Annotated in this window: 12 protein-coding genes; 8 read left to right on the plus strand and 4 right to left on the minus strand. The window is 69.4% G+C overall.

The window, feature by feature from the left end; all coding sequences use genetic code 11:
• Positions 1-24: 24 nt before the first annotated feature.
• The 4 genes from ACWD68_RS08790 to ACWD68_RS08805 form a co-directional block, all read right to left on the minus strand.
• Positions 25-759: an HAD family hydrolase gene (locus tag ACWD68_RS08790; protein WP_451805759.1), complete on the minus strand. Its 735-nt coding sequence runs from the start codon at positions 757-759 to the stop codon at positions 25-27.
• Positions 760-929: 170 nt separating this feature from the next.
• A complete protein-coding gene (gene gltX / locus ACWD68_RS08795; RefSeq protein ID WP_451805760.1) occupies positions 930-2405 on the minus strand; it encodes a glutamate--tRNA ligase in 1476 nt (491 codons plus the stop codon).
• Positions 2398-3174, minus strand: a complete 777-nt coding sequence (locus tag ACWD68_RS08800) for a fumarylacetoacetate hydrolase family protein (RefSeq protein ID WP_451805761.1) — start codon at positions 3172-3174, stop codon at positions 2398-2400. The genes gltX and ACWD68_RS08800 overlap by 8 nt, the downstream gene beginning before the upstream one ends.
• A gap of 202 nt (positions 3175-3376) precedes the next feature.
• Positions 3377-3565, minus strand: coding sequence for a hypothetical protein (locus tag ACWD68_RS08805; protein ID WP_451805762.1), 189 nt, complete (start codon positions 3563-3565; stop codon positions 3377-3379).
• Positions 3566-4167: 602 nt separating this feature from the next.
• Between ACWD68_RS08805 and ACWD68_RS08810 the strand changes: the two genes are divergently transcribed.
• The 8 genes from ACWD68_RS08810 (at position 4168) to ACWD68_RS08845 (ending at position 14645) form a co-directional block, all read left to right on the plus strand.
• Positions 4168-7887, plus strand: a complete 3720-nt coding sequence (locus ACWD68_RS08810; protein WP_451805763.1) for a nitrate- and nitrite sensing domain-containing protein — start codon at positions 4168-4170, stop codon at positions 7885-7887.
• A 9-nt stretch (positions 7888-7896) separates the two neighbouring features.
• Complete coding sequence (locus ACWD68_RS08815; RefSeq protein ID WP_266765867.1) at positions 7897-8310, plus strand: roadblock/LC7 domain-containing protein; 414 nt, start codon at positions 7897-7899, stop codon at positions 8308-8310.
• A 111-nt stretch (positions 8311-8421) separates the two neighbouring features.
• Positions 8422-8820: a DUF742 domain-containing protein gene (locus tag ACWD68_RS08820; RefSeq protein WP_059131717.1), complete on the plus strand. Its 399-nt coding sequence runs from the start codon at positions 8422-8424 to the stop codon at positions 8818-8820.
• Complete coding sequence (locus tag ACWD68_RS08825) at positions 8801-9376, plus strand: GTP-binding protein (RefSeq protein ID WP_028802395.1); 576 nt, start codon at positions 8801-8803, stop codon at positions 9374-9376. The genes ACWD68_RS08820 and ACWD68_RS08825 overlap by 20 nt, the downstream gene beginning before the upstream one ends.
• 351 nt (positions 9377-9727) lie before the next feature.
• Positions 9728-12964, plus strand: a complete 3237-nt coding sequence (locus ACWD68_RS08830; RefSeq protein WP_451805764.1) for a nitrate- and nitrite sensing domain-containing protein — start codon at positions 9728-9730, stop codon at positions 12962-12964.
• Between the two features lie 11 nt (positions 12965-12975).
• Positions 12976-13389, plus strand: a complete 414-nt coding sequence (locus tag ACWD68_RS08835; RefSeq protein WP_451805861.1) for a roadblock/LC7 domain-containing protein — start codon at positions 12976-12978, stop codon at positions 13387-13389.
• Positions 13390-13483: 94 nt separating this feature from the next.
• On the plus strand, positions 13484-14083 hold the full coding sequence (locus ACWD68_RS08840; protein ID WP_451805765.1) for a DUF742 domain-containing protein: 600 nt from the start codon (positions 13484-13486) through the stop codon (positions 14081-14083).
• Positions 14064-14645, plus strand: coding sequence for a GTP-binding protein (locus ACWD68_RS08845; protein WP_103554950.1), 582 nt, complete (start codon positions 14064-14066; stop codon positions 14643-14645). Before ACWD68_RS08840 ends, ACWD68_RS08845 begins: the two co-directional genes overlap by 20 nt.
• Positions 14646-14652: the final 7 nt, after the last annotated feature.

Below are 14652 nucleotides of genomic sequence, written 5' to 3' on the forward strand. Positions count from 1 at the left end.
GCTCCCGGCGGCGCAGAAAGAACATTACCCGAAGGTGGACCACGCTCCAAAACGGGTATCGGCGCCGAGCAGGGCGGGCAGTTCGATCAGCGACGAGATGCGGTGCCGACCCGTCGGCGGACCGTCGGGCGCGGGGTGCGCGCCGTCCCGGTCGATCCAGACGGAGAGCAGACCCGCCTCGGCGGCGCCCCGTCCGTCGATCTCAGGGTGGTCGCCGACGTAGGCGACCCGGTGCGGCGGCAGGTCCAGGGCCTCGCAGGCCGCGTGGAAGGCGGCCGCGGCGGGCTTGGAGACGCCGAGTTCGGCGGCGCACAGGATCGCCTCGAAGCGGTCGTGCACACCGAGGACGCGCAGTTTGCGGTCCTGCACGAGGAGGCTGGAGTTGGACAGGACCGCGTGCCGGTGGCTGGCGACGAGGCTGTCCAGGACGGGCAGGACGTCGGGGAAGAGGGTCCAGGCGCATTCGTAGTGCGTGATGTACCGGTCGAACCACGCGTCGGCCTCGGCGTCGCTCAGCGGCTCCCCCAGGAACACCCGGACGCGCTCCCGGCGCTGGCCCTGCCAGTCCGTCTCACCGGCCGAGAACCTCGCCCACTGCGCGTCGGTGACCTCCCGCCAGCGCGCGAGGGTCTGCTCGACGGACGTGTGCCCGTCGAGCAGGCCCTCGGCCACGAGGTGGTCCCGCATACCCGCCCGGTCGGCGGCCGTGTAGTCGAAGATCGTGTCGTCGATGTCCCAGACCACGGCGTCGATGCTCATGGACCGACCGTATCCCCGCGCCCGGGGCGCCGTCCCTCGGCCGGTCGTGGTCGTAGCACCCGGCGGGAGCGGACGTCGAACAGGAGCGGTGCGCTCGGGGTGACCGGTCGGCGCACACCGAAGGGGCGGTGCCCGAACCGGACACCGCCCCCTGTACGTACACCCTGTGGCTACGCGGCGAGTCGCTCCAGCGCGGCGTCGACGCGGGCCAGCGTCTTCTCCTTGCCCAGGATCTCCAGGGACTCGAAGAGCGGCAGGCCGATCGTGCGGCCGGTGACGGCGACGCGGACCGGGGCCTGAGCCTTGCCGAGCTTGAGACCGTGCTCCTCACCGGCGGCCAGGACGGCCTCCTTGAGGGACTCCGCGGAGGACCAGTCGGCCGCGTCCAGCTTCTCGCGGGCCGTGCGGAGCAGGGCGTCGCTGCCCTCCTTCATGGCCTTCGTCCAGGAGGCCTCGTCGACGGCAGGCTCCGGCAGGAACAGGAAGTCGACGTTGTCCGTGATCTCGGAGAGGACCTTCATCCGCGACTGGGCGTGCGGGGCGATCGCCTGCCACTTGGCCTCGTCGAAGTCCTCCGGAGCCCAGGGGGCGAAGGGGGCGCGCAGCCAGGGGGCGCAGCGCTCGGTGAAGTCCTTCACGTCGAGCATGCGGATGTGGTCGGCGTTGATCGCCTCGCACTTCTTCAGGTCGAACCGGGCCGGGTTCGGGTTCACGTCCGTGACGTCGAAGGCGGCGACCATCTCGTCGATGGAGAAGATGTCGCGGTCAGCCGAGAGCGACCAGCCCAGCAGGGAGAGGTAGTTCAGCAGGCCCTCGGGGAGGAACCCGCGCTCCCTGTAGAGGTTGAGCGAGGACTCCGGGTCGCGCTTGGAGAGCTTCTTGTTGCCCTCGCCCATCACGTACGGGAGGTGGCCGAAGGCCGGGGTCTCCTTGGCGATGCCGAGCTCGGTCAGCGCCTTGTAGAGGGCGATCTGCCGCGGGGTGGAGGAGAGCAGGTCCTCGCCGCGCAGGACGTGGGTGATCTCCATCAGGGCGTCGTCGACCGGGTTGACCAGGGTGTACAGCGGCGCGCCGTTGGCACGGACGATGCCGTAGTCCGGGACGTTCTCCGGGAGGTACGTGATCTCGCCGCGGACCAGGTCGTCGAAGGTGATCGCCTCGTCGGGCATCCTGAAGCGGACGATGGGCGCACGCCCCTCGGCCTCGTAGGCGGCCTTCTGCTCGGCGGAGAGGTCGCGGCAGTGGCCGTCGTAGCCGGAGGGCCTGCCGGCGGCGCGGGCGGCGTCGCGGCGGGCGTCCAGCTCCTCGGTCGAGCAGTAGCAGGGGTACGCGCGGCCCGCGTCCAGCAGCTTCCGGGCGACATCCTGGTAGATGTCCATGCGCTGCGACTGGCGGTACGGCGCGTGCGGGCCGCCGATCTCGGGGCCCTCGTCCCAGTCGAAGCCGAGCCAGCGCATCGAGTCGAGCAGCTGGTCGTACGACTCCTCGGAGTCGCGGGCCGCGTCGGTGTCCTCGATGCGGAAGACCAGGGTGCCTTCGTTGTGCCGGGCGAACGCCCAGTTGAACAGGGCGGTGCGGACCAGGCCCACGTGGGGGTTGCCGGTCGGGGACGGACAGAAACGTACGCGGACAGTCGCGTTAGCCACGCTTGATCACCTTGTTGGTGAGAGTGCCGATGCCTTCGATGGTGACGGCGACCTCGTCGCCGACGTTCAGGGGGCCGACCCCAGCCGGGGTGCCGGTGAGGATCACGTCGCCGGGGAGCAGCGTCATGGCCTCGGTGATGTTGACGATCAGGTCCTCGATGGAGTGGATCATCTCGCTCGTGCGGCCGAGCTGCCGCTGCTGCCCGTTGACCGTGCACTGGATGGTCAGGTCGGCGGGGTCGAGGTCCGTCTCCACCCAGGGGCCGAGCGGGCAGGAGCTGTCGAAGCCCTTGGCCCGGGCCCACTGCTTCTCGCGCTTCTGGACGTCGCGGGCGGTGACGTCGTTGGCGCAGGTGTAACCCAGGATGACGTCCTTGACGCGCTCGCGCGGGACCTCGCGGCACATGCGCCCGATGACGACCGCGAGCTCGGCCTCGTGGTGCAGCTCGCTGGAGAAGGAGGGGTACTGGATCTGGTCGCCCGGGCCGATCACCGAGGTCGACGGCTTGAAGAAGGCGAACGGGGCGTCGGGCACCTCGTTGCCGAGTTCCTTGGCGTGCTCCGCGTAGTTCCGGCCGAAGGCCACGACCTTGTTCGGGAGCACCGGCGGCAGCAGCCTGACCTTGCTCAGCGGGACCTTCGTACCGGAGAGCTCGAAGTCCGCGAACGGGATGCCCCTGATGATGTCGAGGACGAGCTCGTCCGGCCTGTCGCCCTCGACCGCGCCGAAAGCGACGTTGCCGTCGATGGAGAATCTGGCGATGCGCACGGGATCCTTGCGCCCCTCACTGAGCTGGCTGGAGTCTGACGCTCCAGGCTAACGCGGCAAGGGGCGCGCGCTTCGCGCATATCCGCCGGGACGGTGAACGTCGGGGCGCCGGCCAGGTGCGGTGGGCCTCAGGCCCCTGTCCGGGCCGTGAACGACCGGCGGGGCCGCGCGCCGGGCGCGGGCCCCGCTCAGGCCATCGTGCTTACTCCGCGGCGACGGCGGCGACCGGGATGTCCACCAGGACGGTGCGGCGGGGGTTCGCGGTCTGGAGGGGAAGGTCGACCGAGTGCTCCGGCCGCTCCGGCGTCTGCAGGGCGTCGGCGTCCTCGAGGTGCGCCAGCGTCGTGCGTCGCGGGTTGGCTATGTTGCGGAACATCATCGTCGTCTTCACCGTTGTACTCGACCTTGTCGTCCTGGGCGCCGGGCTGGGCCTGCGAAAGGCCCGGACAGGCGCGGGTTGTCGGATTCGCCATCCCTGTAAAGCGTCAGGCTAAACATGCAATTCCCGGGCGATGCCGTGAAGACGCCATGATCTACGTGTGAGTTTCCTCACTCACCGAGGGACAAACCGGTCAACTCCGACCCCCAACCCCGGCCGACCAAACGGACATTGCTCCACTGAAGCAATCATTCCGCTCCTGATCATGGCGACTGGGACAGGGTATATACACCATCGGCTCGTCGGCATACGCCCGATATGTACGAGATCCCCTTACACACCTCGTGATGTCCTCCTCACATGCTGTCACGGAGGTCACAGCCTGGTACTCGGCCCTTGTTGGAGATCCTGCACTGTGCTGGAATTCCACGGACCGCCGCGGAATCACGATCCGGCGCGCAGGGGCGCAACGCAGCGCCGAGTGGCGGCGGGAAGGGGGAACCTGCGCCGGTCACCCAGACCACATCAAAGAGGCGCGACTGCGCCTTTGTACAACGCCGACACCGTCCCGCCGTTCCAGCGGAGGGGCGCCTGGTCCAGAGGTTGCGACGCTAGTGCAGGGACGTTTCAAGAGGGATGGCAGCGCTTCGGCGGAGCCGGAGCCGCGCGGCGGGACCGACCGCGGTTCCTCGCCCCAGCACGCCCAGAACCCGGGACCGGCAGAGGTCGGCGGCAGCGGTGAACACTCCGCTCGCGCCGGCGCGAAGCCCAAGGCTCCCGCCACCACACCGGCCGCCAAGCCGACGAGCACCCCGAGCCACGGCTCGCGCGTAGCTCTGCGGAACTGGCGCATCTCGACGCGACTGGTCTCGCTGCTGGCTCTCCCCGTGGTCGCCGCGACCTCGCTGGGTGCGCTCCGCATCAACCAGTCGATGGACGACATCCAGCAGCTCGACAACATGAAGCTGCTGACCGAGATGACCAAGCAGGCGACCGAGCTCGCGGTCGCGCTCCAGGAGGAGCGTGACCAGTCGGCCGGCCCGCTGGCGCACAACGCCCCCTCCAACGACTACACGGTCAAGGGCGTGCGCGAGGACACCGACCTCGCCAAGAAGCACTTCCTCCAGGGCACGCAGGACATCGACGACGCCACGGCCGACGGCCAGCTGTCCGGTGTCCGCGACAGCCTCGTCGGCATCGCGAGCGAGCTGAACAAGCTCGTCAGCATCCGCAACGACGCCTACAACGACCCCGACAACGCGACCCAGACGGTCGAGGCGTACCACCGCCTGATCACCGGGCTTCTCGCGCTCTCCCAGGACATGGCCGAGGCGACCAGCAACCCGGAGATGATCCAGCGCACCCGTGCGCTGTCGGCCTTCTCCTCCGCCAAGGAGTACGCGTCCGTCCAGCGAGCCGTCATCGCCGCCGCACTGCCCGAGCGCCCGACGGTCTTCGGAACGCTCTCCAAGAACGACCAGCTGTACGCGCAGTCGGCGCTGGCGAGCCAGGCGTCCGAGATCAGCGGCTTCAAGAACATCTACGGCGACGGCAGCGCTGACCTGCTCAAGCCCATCGAGGTCGACAACCCGACCATCCAGGCCGCCGACAAGTACGCCGCGCGTGTGCTGAGCGGCCGGGACGGTCTGCGGACGCAGGACAAGCAGTCCTACAAGGACTGGATCGACGACGACTCGGCCAAGATCGACAAGATGTCGACGATCGAGACCACGCTGCTCGGCGAGATGGAGCAGAAGGCCCGTCAGCTGCGCAACGAGTCCCAGAGTGAAGCCATCGTCTCCGGTGTGCTGATCCTGCTCGTCCTCGGTGTCTCGCTCGTCGGCGCCTTCGTCGTGGCCCGGTCCATGATCCGCTCGCTGCGCCGCCTGCAGGACACCGCGACCAAGGTCGCCCAGGAACGCCTGCCCGAGCTGGTCAAGCAGCTCTCGGAGTCGGACCCGCAGGACGTCGACACCTCCGTCGAGTCGGTCGGTGTGCACTCCCGGGACGAGATCGGCCAGGTGGCCGCGGCCTTCGACGACGTGCACCGCGAGGCCGTCCGCCTCGCCGCCGAGCAGGCCCTTCTGCGAGGCAACGTCAACGCGATGTTCACCAACCTCTCGCGCCGTTCCCAGGGTCTTATCCAGCGTCAGCTCTCGCTCATATCCGAGCTGGAGTCCCGCGAGGCCGACCCCGACCAGCTCTCCTCGCTGTTCAAGCTCGACCACCTCGCGACCCGCATGCGCCGTAACGGTGAGAACCTCCTGGTCCTCGCCGGTGAAGAGCCCGGCCGCCGCTGGACCCGTCCGGTCCCGCTGGTCGACGTCCTCCGCGCCGCCGCCTCCGAGGTGGAGCAGTACGAGCGCATCGAGCTCTCCTCGGTCCCGACGACCGAGGTCGCCGGCCGCGTGGTCAACGACCTCGTGCACCTGCTCGCAGAGCTGCTCGAGAACGCCACCTCGTTCTCCTCCCCGCAGACCAAGGTCAAGGTCACCGGTCACGCCCTGCCCGACGGCCGGGTGCTGATCGAGATCCACGACACCGGTATCGGTCTGTCCCCCGAGGACCTCGCCGCGATCAACGAGCGGCTCGCCGCACCGCCCACCGTGGACGTCTCGGTCTCCCGCCGCATGGGTCTGTTCGTGGTCGGTCGTCTGTCGCAGCGCCACGGCATCCGCATCCAGCTGCGTCCGTCCGACTCCGGTGGTACGACCGCGCTGGTCATGCTGCCCGTGGACGTCGCGCAGGGCGGCAAGAAGCCCATGCCGAACAAGCCGGGCCAGGGTGCCCCGGGCGGCGGCCCTGCCGCCGCGCAGGCTTCGGCCGGTGTGGCAGCCGCCCGTCGCCCCAACGGCTCGCAGGGCGGTCCCTCGCTCGGTGCCGGAGCCCCCACCGCCCCCGGTGGACCGCTCGGTGCCCCGCCGCAGCGCGGGCAGGTCGGCGCGGGCCAGGGTCCGCGGGCCGCACTGCCCACGAGCAACCAGGGCGGTCGCCCGGGTGCTCCCGGCGGTGCGCGTGGTCCGCAGGGTGGTCCGGGTGCCGGTCAGCAGGGCAGGCCGGCTCCGGCCGGTGCGGGTGCCTTCGGGCAGCAGAGCCCGCAGGGCTTCCAGGGCCAGAACGGCTCGCCGCAGCAGGGCTACGGCAACGGATCCGGCTCCCAGAACGCCTTCGGCGACACCTCCGGCGCCCGTCAGAACGCCTTCGGCGACAGCGGCCCCGCGGCCGCCGCGCCGCCGCAGGCACCGACGGGCGGCAAGGGCAGCCGACGCCGGCCGCAGCTTCCGGGACGCGGTGGTGCGCGTGCCGAGCTGCCCGGCGGCAACAACGGTTCCCGCACGCCGAGCTGGAGCGACGACAACGCTCAGCCGCCGGTGCCGCGTTCGGCCCTCGACACCCCGCGCGGTCACGAGGACCCCGACGCCACCTCGCGCATGCCGCGGATCGACGACCGCCAGGGCCCCGCCTCCACCTCGGAGTTCGCCCGTCCCGACTTCGACGCCCCGCGCCCCGGCGCGAGTGCGCCGCAGAACAACGGCCAGCACACCGGCCAGTACCAGCGCCCGGACAGCTACGGTCCCGGCAACCCGTCCTCCGTCGGCCACAACCCGGTCGGCACGGGGCAGTTCGCGACCCAGGGCTACGGCGCCTCTCAGGACCCGTCGTCCACCGGCCAGTTCGCCCGGCCGGGCTACGGAGCTTCCCAGGACCCCACGTCCACAGGGCAGTTCGCGACGCCCGGCTACGGCAACGGCCAGGACTCTTCGTCCACCGGGCAGTACGAGCGGCCGGGTACCCCGCAGCCTCCCGTACGCCCGCAGGAGCCCGAGGCGCTTCCGCCGGCCTCGGGTCCCGGTGACGGCCGCACCCCCCTGTTCGACACGCTGGAGACCAACTGGTTCCACGGTCAGGCGAACGGTGGCGCTCCCGCCAACGGTGCTCCCCAGAACAACGGTTCCCAGGGGTCCGCGCAGGTTGCCCCCCAGCAGCCGCAGACTCCCCCTGCTCCGCAGCAGCGGCCGGCCGCCGCACCGGCCACTGCCACGTGGCGCAGCTCTCCCAACGACGATCTCGTCAAGCAGGCAGAGCGCGTCCGTCAACCGTCGGCGGGCGGGGTAACCACCTCAGGCCTGCCGCGCCGCGTCCCGCGAGCCAACCTCGTCGCGGGTACGGCACAGCAGCAACAGCACCAAAGTGGTCCGCAGGTCTCTCGTGCGCCCGATGACGTACGAGGCCGGCTGACCAACCTCCGTAGGGGCATTCAGCAAGGTCGACAAGCCGCTCCCAACGGCCAGACCGGCAGCTTCCCCAGCCCCACTCACCAGCAGGAGCGTTAGTTGAGCCCGATGAGCCAGGCGGCACAGAACCTAAACTGGTTGATCACCAACTTTGTGGACAACACCCCTGGGGTGTCCCACACCGTCGTCGTGTCCGCCGACGGACTCCTTCTGGCAATGTCCGAAGGCTTCCCCCGCGACCGCGCCGACCAACTGGCGGCCGTGGCCTCCGGACTCACCTCGCTGACCGCCGGGGCTTCCCGGATCTTCGAGGGCGGAGCGGTGGCCCAGACGGTCGTGGAGATGGAGCGCGGCTTCCTCTTCCTGATGTCCGTCTCGGACGGATCGTCCCTCGCGGTCCTCTCCCACCCGGAGTGCGACATCGGTCTCGTCGGCTACGAGATGGCACTCCTCGTAGACCGTGCGGGCGCCGTCCTCACGCCGGACCTGCGCGCCGAACTACAAGGCAGTCTGCTTCACTGACCGCCGCCGGATCCAGACACCGCACGAAATCACCGTCCGGCCGCCACAATCCCCCCACCGGCCCCAACAGACGGCACGACTGACCGACTTGCTGTCCCGCCCGGAGGATTCATGACCCCGCCTACCGCCTCTCATGATCCGTACGCTGAGCCGTACGGGGACGAGGGCGACCAGCCGCTGGTACGTCCGTACGCGATGACCGGCGGCCGGACACGGCCGCGGTACCAACTCGCCATAGAGGCACTGATCAGCACCACGGCCGATCCGGCCCAGCTGATGGGGCTGCTGCCCGAACACCAGCGCATCTGCCACCTGTGCCGGGAAGTGAAGTCGGTGGCCGAGGTGTCGGCCCTCCTGTCCATGCCTCTCGGTGTGGCCAGGATCCTCGTCGCGGACCTCGCGGAGGCCGGACTCGTCGCCATTCACCAGCCTGGCGGCGATGAGAACAACGGCGGCGCGCCGGACGTGACTTTGCTCGAAAGGGTGCTCAGTGGACTTCGCAAGCTCTGACGGAGGCCGGGCGACCACCTCCGCGAAGATCGTCGTAGCGGGTGGCTTCGGTGTCGGCAAGACCACGTTCGTGGGTGCCGTCTCGGAGATCAACCCGCTGCGCACCGAGGCCGTCATGACCTCCGCCTCGGCGGGGATCGACGACCTCACCCACACCGGGGACAAGACCACCACCACGGTGGCCATGGACTTCGGCCGTATCACCCTCGACCAGGACCTGATCCTCTACCTCTTCGGTACGCCGGGTCAGGACCGTTTCTGGTTCATGTGGGACGACCTGGTCCGCGGCGCCATCGGCGCGGTGGTCCTGGTGGACACCCGGCGTCTCGCCGACTGCTTCCCCGCGGTCGACTACTTCGAGAACAGCGGTCTGCCGTTCGTCATCGCCCTCAACGGCTTCGACGGTCACCAGCCGTACAACCCCGAGGAAGTCCGCGAGGCGCTTCAGATCGGTCCGGACGCTCCGATCATCACGACGGACGCCCGACACCGTGCGGACGCGAAGAGCGCTCTGATCACGCTGGTCGAGCACGCCCTCATGGCCCGGCTGCGTTAGCGGCCAAGTCGACGGCTCCCTATGGAAGTTGTCGTAGACGCATTGGAGCCGGCTGTGTCATTTGACACGGTCGGCCACAGTGTTCATAACGTTTCGACAGAGAATTTCGCTGGCCTCGCCACGCATCGCGGTCACTCGATGCCGCTGCGCTCATGAAAGCCCCGTCTTTTGGCGGGGCTCGCTCTTTATGACCGTTTTATCTGTGGTCAGTGCCACTCGGAATCCCCGATTCCGAGTGTTTGGAAGGGCGCCGCCTGACGTGCTGGAATGCGCTGAACTGCCCAGTAGTCAAGGGCGCTGGTAGATACCGCGGCACAACGTAGGTGCCGACGCCGAGAGGTTGTTGGTCGAGTGAGGCGAAGCATGAACGGTCCCGAGCCGTCGGCACGGGGCAACTTCACCCCGCCGCCGCGCGGAGCGGCGCCCGCACAAATGCCCGGCCCGGAGCCCATGCCGGCACCCGCGCCGAGCGGCGGCCGTCTCTCCCCGCGCAACTGGCGCGTGCCGACGAGACTGAACGCGATCCTGCTCATACCCGTGATCGTCGGCCTGGTCATGGGCGGCTTCCAGGTGAAGAGCTCGATCGACACCTGGAAGGAGGCCCAGGACGCCGAGAAGACGGCGCGCCTGGTCCAGGCGGCCCTGACCTACGGCGACAAGCTGTTCGTCGAGCGTGACGTCAGCGCGGCCCCGATGCTGGCCCCCGACGGCAAGGGCGAGAAGGACCCCGACGTCGTCAAGGCCCGCGAGCAGACGGACGAAGCGGCCGACGTCTTCGACGAGGCCGCCCAGAACATGCCGAAGACGGCCGGCCTGGAGCGACGCCTCGACGTCTTCCGCAAGGTCGAGCCCAGCCTGGTGACCCTCCGGAAGGTCGCGTACTCCGCCAAGCTCGACGGTGTGAAGACCGAAGAGGGCTACCTCCAGATCCAGCACCCGCTGATGGAGTTCGCCAACGAGCTCGGTCTGGGCACCGGAAACATCACCAGCTACGGCCGTACGGTCTACGCGATCTCGCTCTCCAAGGCCGCGCTGTCGCTGGAGCGGTCCATCGGCATGCACATACTGATCAAGCCGGGCCCGGGCCTCGGCAGCCTCGCCAAGCAGCGCGTGGCCCTCTCCTCGTACGCCTACCTCGAAGGCATCGCGATCGAGGAGTACATCGGTGGTGGCACCGAGGCCGACGCCACGAAGCTCGGCGCGGCCCAGGCAAAGATCAAGGCCGACCTGACGGACAAGGCCAAGCAGGCGGCGTCCGCGGACCCGAACTACGTGCCGCCGCCGACGGGCGACACCGCCATGGTCACCGAGCTCGCGCAGCTCAGGTCCCCGCTGGAGACCGACCGCGCCAAGCTCACCGCGAAGGGCGTCACCCCGCAGAACTGGTGGGCGGTCAACACCGCCAAGTACGACGCCTACCGTCAGATCGAGTCGGAGCTCTCCGACAAGGCGGTGGCCGAAGCCTCGGACATCGCCGACGCCGCCCAGACCGACGCCTTCATCACCGGCGCCATCGTCGTGGTCGCCCTGCTCGCCGCGTTCATCCTGGCCGGCATGGTGGCCCGCCAGATGAGCCGCGCGATGCGTCAGCTGCGCAACGCGGCCTTCAATGTCGCCGAGCAGCGCCTGCCGATGCTGGTCGACCAGCTCTCGCGTACCGACCCCGGCCGGGTCGACACCCGCGTGCAGCCCATCCCGATCACCACCACGGACGAGATCGGCGAAGTCGCCCGCGCCTTCGACCAGGTCCACCGCGAGGCCGTACGACTGGCCGCCGAGCAGGCCCTCCTGCGAGGCAACATCAACGCGATCTTCACCAACCTGTCGCGCCGCAACCAGTCGCTGATCGAGGGCCAGCTGACCCTGATCACCGACCTGGAGAACAACGAGGCCGACCCGGACCAGCTGGAGAACCTCTTCCGCCTGGACCACCTCGCGACCCGTATGCGCCGCAACGGCGAGAACCTCCTGGTCCTCGCCGGCGAGGAGCCCGGCCGCCGCTGGGACCAGCCGGTCCCGCTGGTCGACGTGCTGCGCGCCGCCTCCTCCGAGGTGGAGCAGTACGAGCGCATCGAGCTCTCCGGTGTCCCGGAGGCCGAGATCCACGGCCGCGCCGTGACCGACCTCGTGCACCTGCTCGCCGAGCTCCTGGAGAACGCGACCACGTTCTCCTCCCCGCAGACCAAGGTCCGCGTCACCGCGACCCGTCTCCCCGACGGCCGCATCATGGTCGAGATCCACGACAAGGGCATCGGCCTCACCGCCGAGGACTTCGCGGACATCAACCACAAGCTGGCCAACCCGCCGACCGTGGACGCCGCGATCTCGCAGCGCATGGGCCTCTTCGTGGTCGGTCGGCTGTCCGACCGGCACGGCGTCCGTGTCCAGCTGCGCCCCTCGGGCGAGCAGGCCGGTACCACCTCGCTGGTCATGCTCCCCGACGCGATCACCCATGGTGGCGGCGGCGAGAACCAGCCGATGCGCGACGAGTTCACCGTGTCCCAGATCATCCCCGAGCAGCACTCGTTCCAGGGCGAGGACTTCGGGGTTCAGCAGCAGCAACAGCAGCAGCAGCCCGTGCTGACCGCCGCCGACCTCGGCTTCGACGACAGCCGCTACGAGGTTCCGGACGACATCCGCGACCTCGACCCCGTGGGCCGCTCGCTGATGCGCGAGGAGCGCCGTGCGGCCCTGGAGGCCCAGGCGCAGGGCATGGAGGCCATCGAGGGCCCGCAGGGCTACACGGACGGCTTCGACGCCCAGCAGCCCGCCTACGACAACGGACAGCCGTCCTTCAACGGCGGCCCGGCGGCGTACGACGGCGGACAGGGCGTGCACGAGGAGCAGCAGACCACGTACGACCAGCAGACGTCGTACGAGGAGCCGCGGCAGGCTGCGTACGACGAGGCGTACTTCCCGTCCAACGGCGGCTACCCTGAACCCTCCTATACGGAGCCGGTCCAGCAGGAGCGCGCGGGCATGGGCGGCGGAGCGCCGGAGACGCGGTCGAACTTCGAAGAGCCGTCCTACCAGGACGACTGGCCGCAGCAGGGCGCGTACCAGGGTGCGTATCGATCCGAGTACGCTCCGGAATCGGGATCGCCGCAGGCCGACGTGGGTGAGCAGGACCGCGTAGGCTTCAACCGTCCGGGCCCGGCCCCCTCGGCCCCCCACACGCTGACCGACGCCGGACTGCCCCGCCGCGGAGCCACTGCGGGCGGCAACGGCGGACGCCCTGTGGATCAGGCGCAGGCGAGGGAGCAGGCGGCGCCGGCTTCCTCCGGGAACGCGGGCGGCGACTGGCGCTCGTCCAACGACGACCGGTGGCAGCGTGCCGAGTCGCTCAAGAAGCCCAAGGCGGGCGGGGTCACCCCGTCCGGTCTGCCGCGGCGGGTACCCAAGGCCAACCTGGTCGAGGGAACCGCGGAATCGACCCCCCAGGGCGGCCCCCAGGTCTCCCGCGCTCCCGAGGACGTCCGGGGCAGGCTGAGCAACCTGCGCCGCGGTGTGGAGCGGGGACGCAGTGCAGGTAGTGAGACGAACGGTCAGGGCTTCGGTTCTGACAGCACCTACAACCAGGAGCGTTAGTTGTGAGCCCGATGAGCCAGGCGGCACAGAACCTGAACTGGTTGATCACCAATTTCGTGGACAACACCCCCGGGGTGTCGCACACGGTGGTGGTCTCCGCCGACGGACTCCTTCTGGCCATGTCCGAAGGCTTTCCCCGCGACCGCGCCGACCAGCTGGCGGCCGTCGCGTCCGGTCTGACCTCGTTGACCGCGGGTGCTTCCCGCATCTTCGAGGGCGGCCATGTGAACCAGACGGTTGTGGAGATGGAGCGAGGATTCCTCTTCATCATGTCCGTTTCCGATGGTTCGTCCCTCGCGGTACTTGCACACCCCGACGCGGACATCGGTCTCGTTGGGTACGAGATGGCGCTTCTGGTGGACCGTGCGGGCACGGTCCTGACTCCGGACCTTCGTGCGGAGCTCCAGGGCAGCCTTCTCAACTAGCAGACAGACGGTGCGAATTCGCGTCCCGTGGCCGTAAGGTTTCGGGACGCGGTCCCACAGTGATGGGTGCCCGGCACAGTCGGAGGAGGAGAAAGTGGTAACACCCCCAGGCGGTTCGTCTTCGGGCAACTGGTCGTACGGCCCCGGCCAGGGGCAGGGCGGCCAGGGCGACGGTTCGCAGGACCCGAACCGGTACAACTTTCCCTCCGCGCCCAGCCAGCGACGGCAGCCGTACCCGCCCCAGGGTCCGCAGGGCCCCGGGCCGTCGCCGTACGACCAGCCGTCGGCGCCGCGTATCCAGCCCGTACAACCGCAGCGGCGCTCACCCGAGCCGTCGCCCGCGGGGTCGTCGCACAACCCCTTGGTGCGTCCGTACGCCATGACGGGCGGCCGTACCAGGCCCCGCTACCAGCTCGCCATCGAGGCACTGGTGCACACCACCGCGCAGCCGCACCAGATGCAGGGCCAGTTGCCCGAGCATCAGCGCATCTGCAACCTCTGCCGGGAGATCAAGTCGGTGGCCGAGATCTCGGCCCTGCTGACCATCCCTCTCGGTGTTGCCAGGATCCTCGTCGCCGACTTGGCGGAAGCGGGCCTGGTCGCCATTCATCAGCCGGGCGGCGACGAGAGCGCCGGCGGCCAGCCAGCCGTGACATTGCTCGAAAGGGTGCTCAGTGGACTTCGCAAGCTCTAGCGGAGGGCCTTCCCGCTCCACCACGTCCGCGAAGATCGTGGTGGCGGGCGGCTTCGGCGTGGGCAAGACCACGTTCGTCGGCGCCGTCTCGGAGATCAACCCGCTGCGTACCGAGGCCGTCATGACCTCCGCCTCGGCGGGCATCGACGACCTCACGCACACCGGAGACAAGACGACGACGACCGTCGCCATGGACTTCGGCCGTATCACCCTCGACCAGGACCTGATCCTGTACCTCTTCGGTACGCCGGGTCAGGACCGCTTCTGGTTCATGTGGGACGACCTGGTCCGCGGCGCCATCGGCGCGATCGTCCTGGTGGACACCCGGCGTCTCGCCGACTGCTTCCCCGCGGTCGACTACTTCGAGAACAGCGGCCTGCCGTTCGTCATCGCCCTCAACGGCTTCGACGGCAACCAGCCGTACAACCCCGAGGAAGTCCGCGAGGCGCTCCAGATCGGTCCGGACGCTCCGATCATCACGACGGACGCCCGCCACCGCGCGGACGCGAAGTCGGCGCTGATCACGCTGGTCGAGCACGCGCTGATGGCGCGCCTGCGCTAGCGCCTAC

It is taken from the genome of Streptomyces sp. NPDC005141, assembly GCF_053599975.1.

Bases quoted from the DNA above. Each gene is read 5' to 3' on its own strand.
- ACWD68_RS08790 (WP_451805759.1), bottom strand. From the start codon at position 759: ATGAGCATCGACGCCGTGGTCTGGGACATCGACGACACGATCTTCGAC.
- ACWD68_RS08815 (WP_266765867.1), top strand. From the start codon at position 7,897: ATGAGCCAGGCGGCACAGAACCTAAACTGGTTGATCACCAACTTTGTG.
- ACWD68_RS08820 (WP_059131717.1), top strand. From the start codon at position 8,422: ATGACCCCGCCTACCGCCTCTCATGATCCGTACGCTGAGCCGTACGGG.
- ACWD68_RS08835 (WP_451805861.1), top strand. From the start codon at position 12,976: ATGAGCCAGGCGGCACAGAACCTGAACTGGTTGATCACCAATTTCGTG.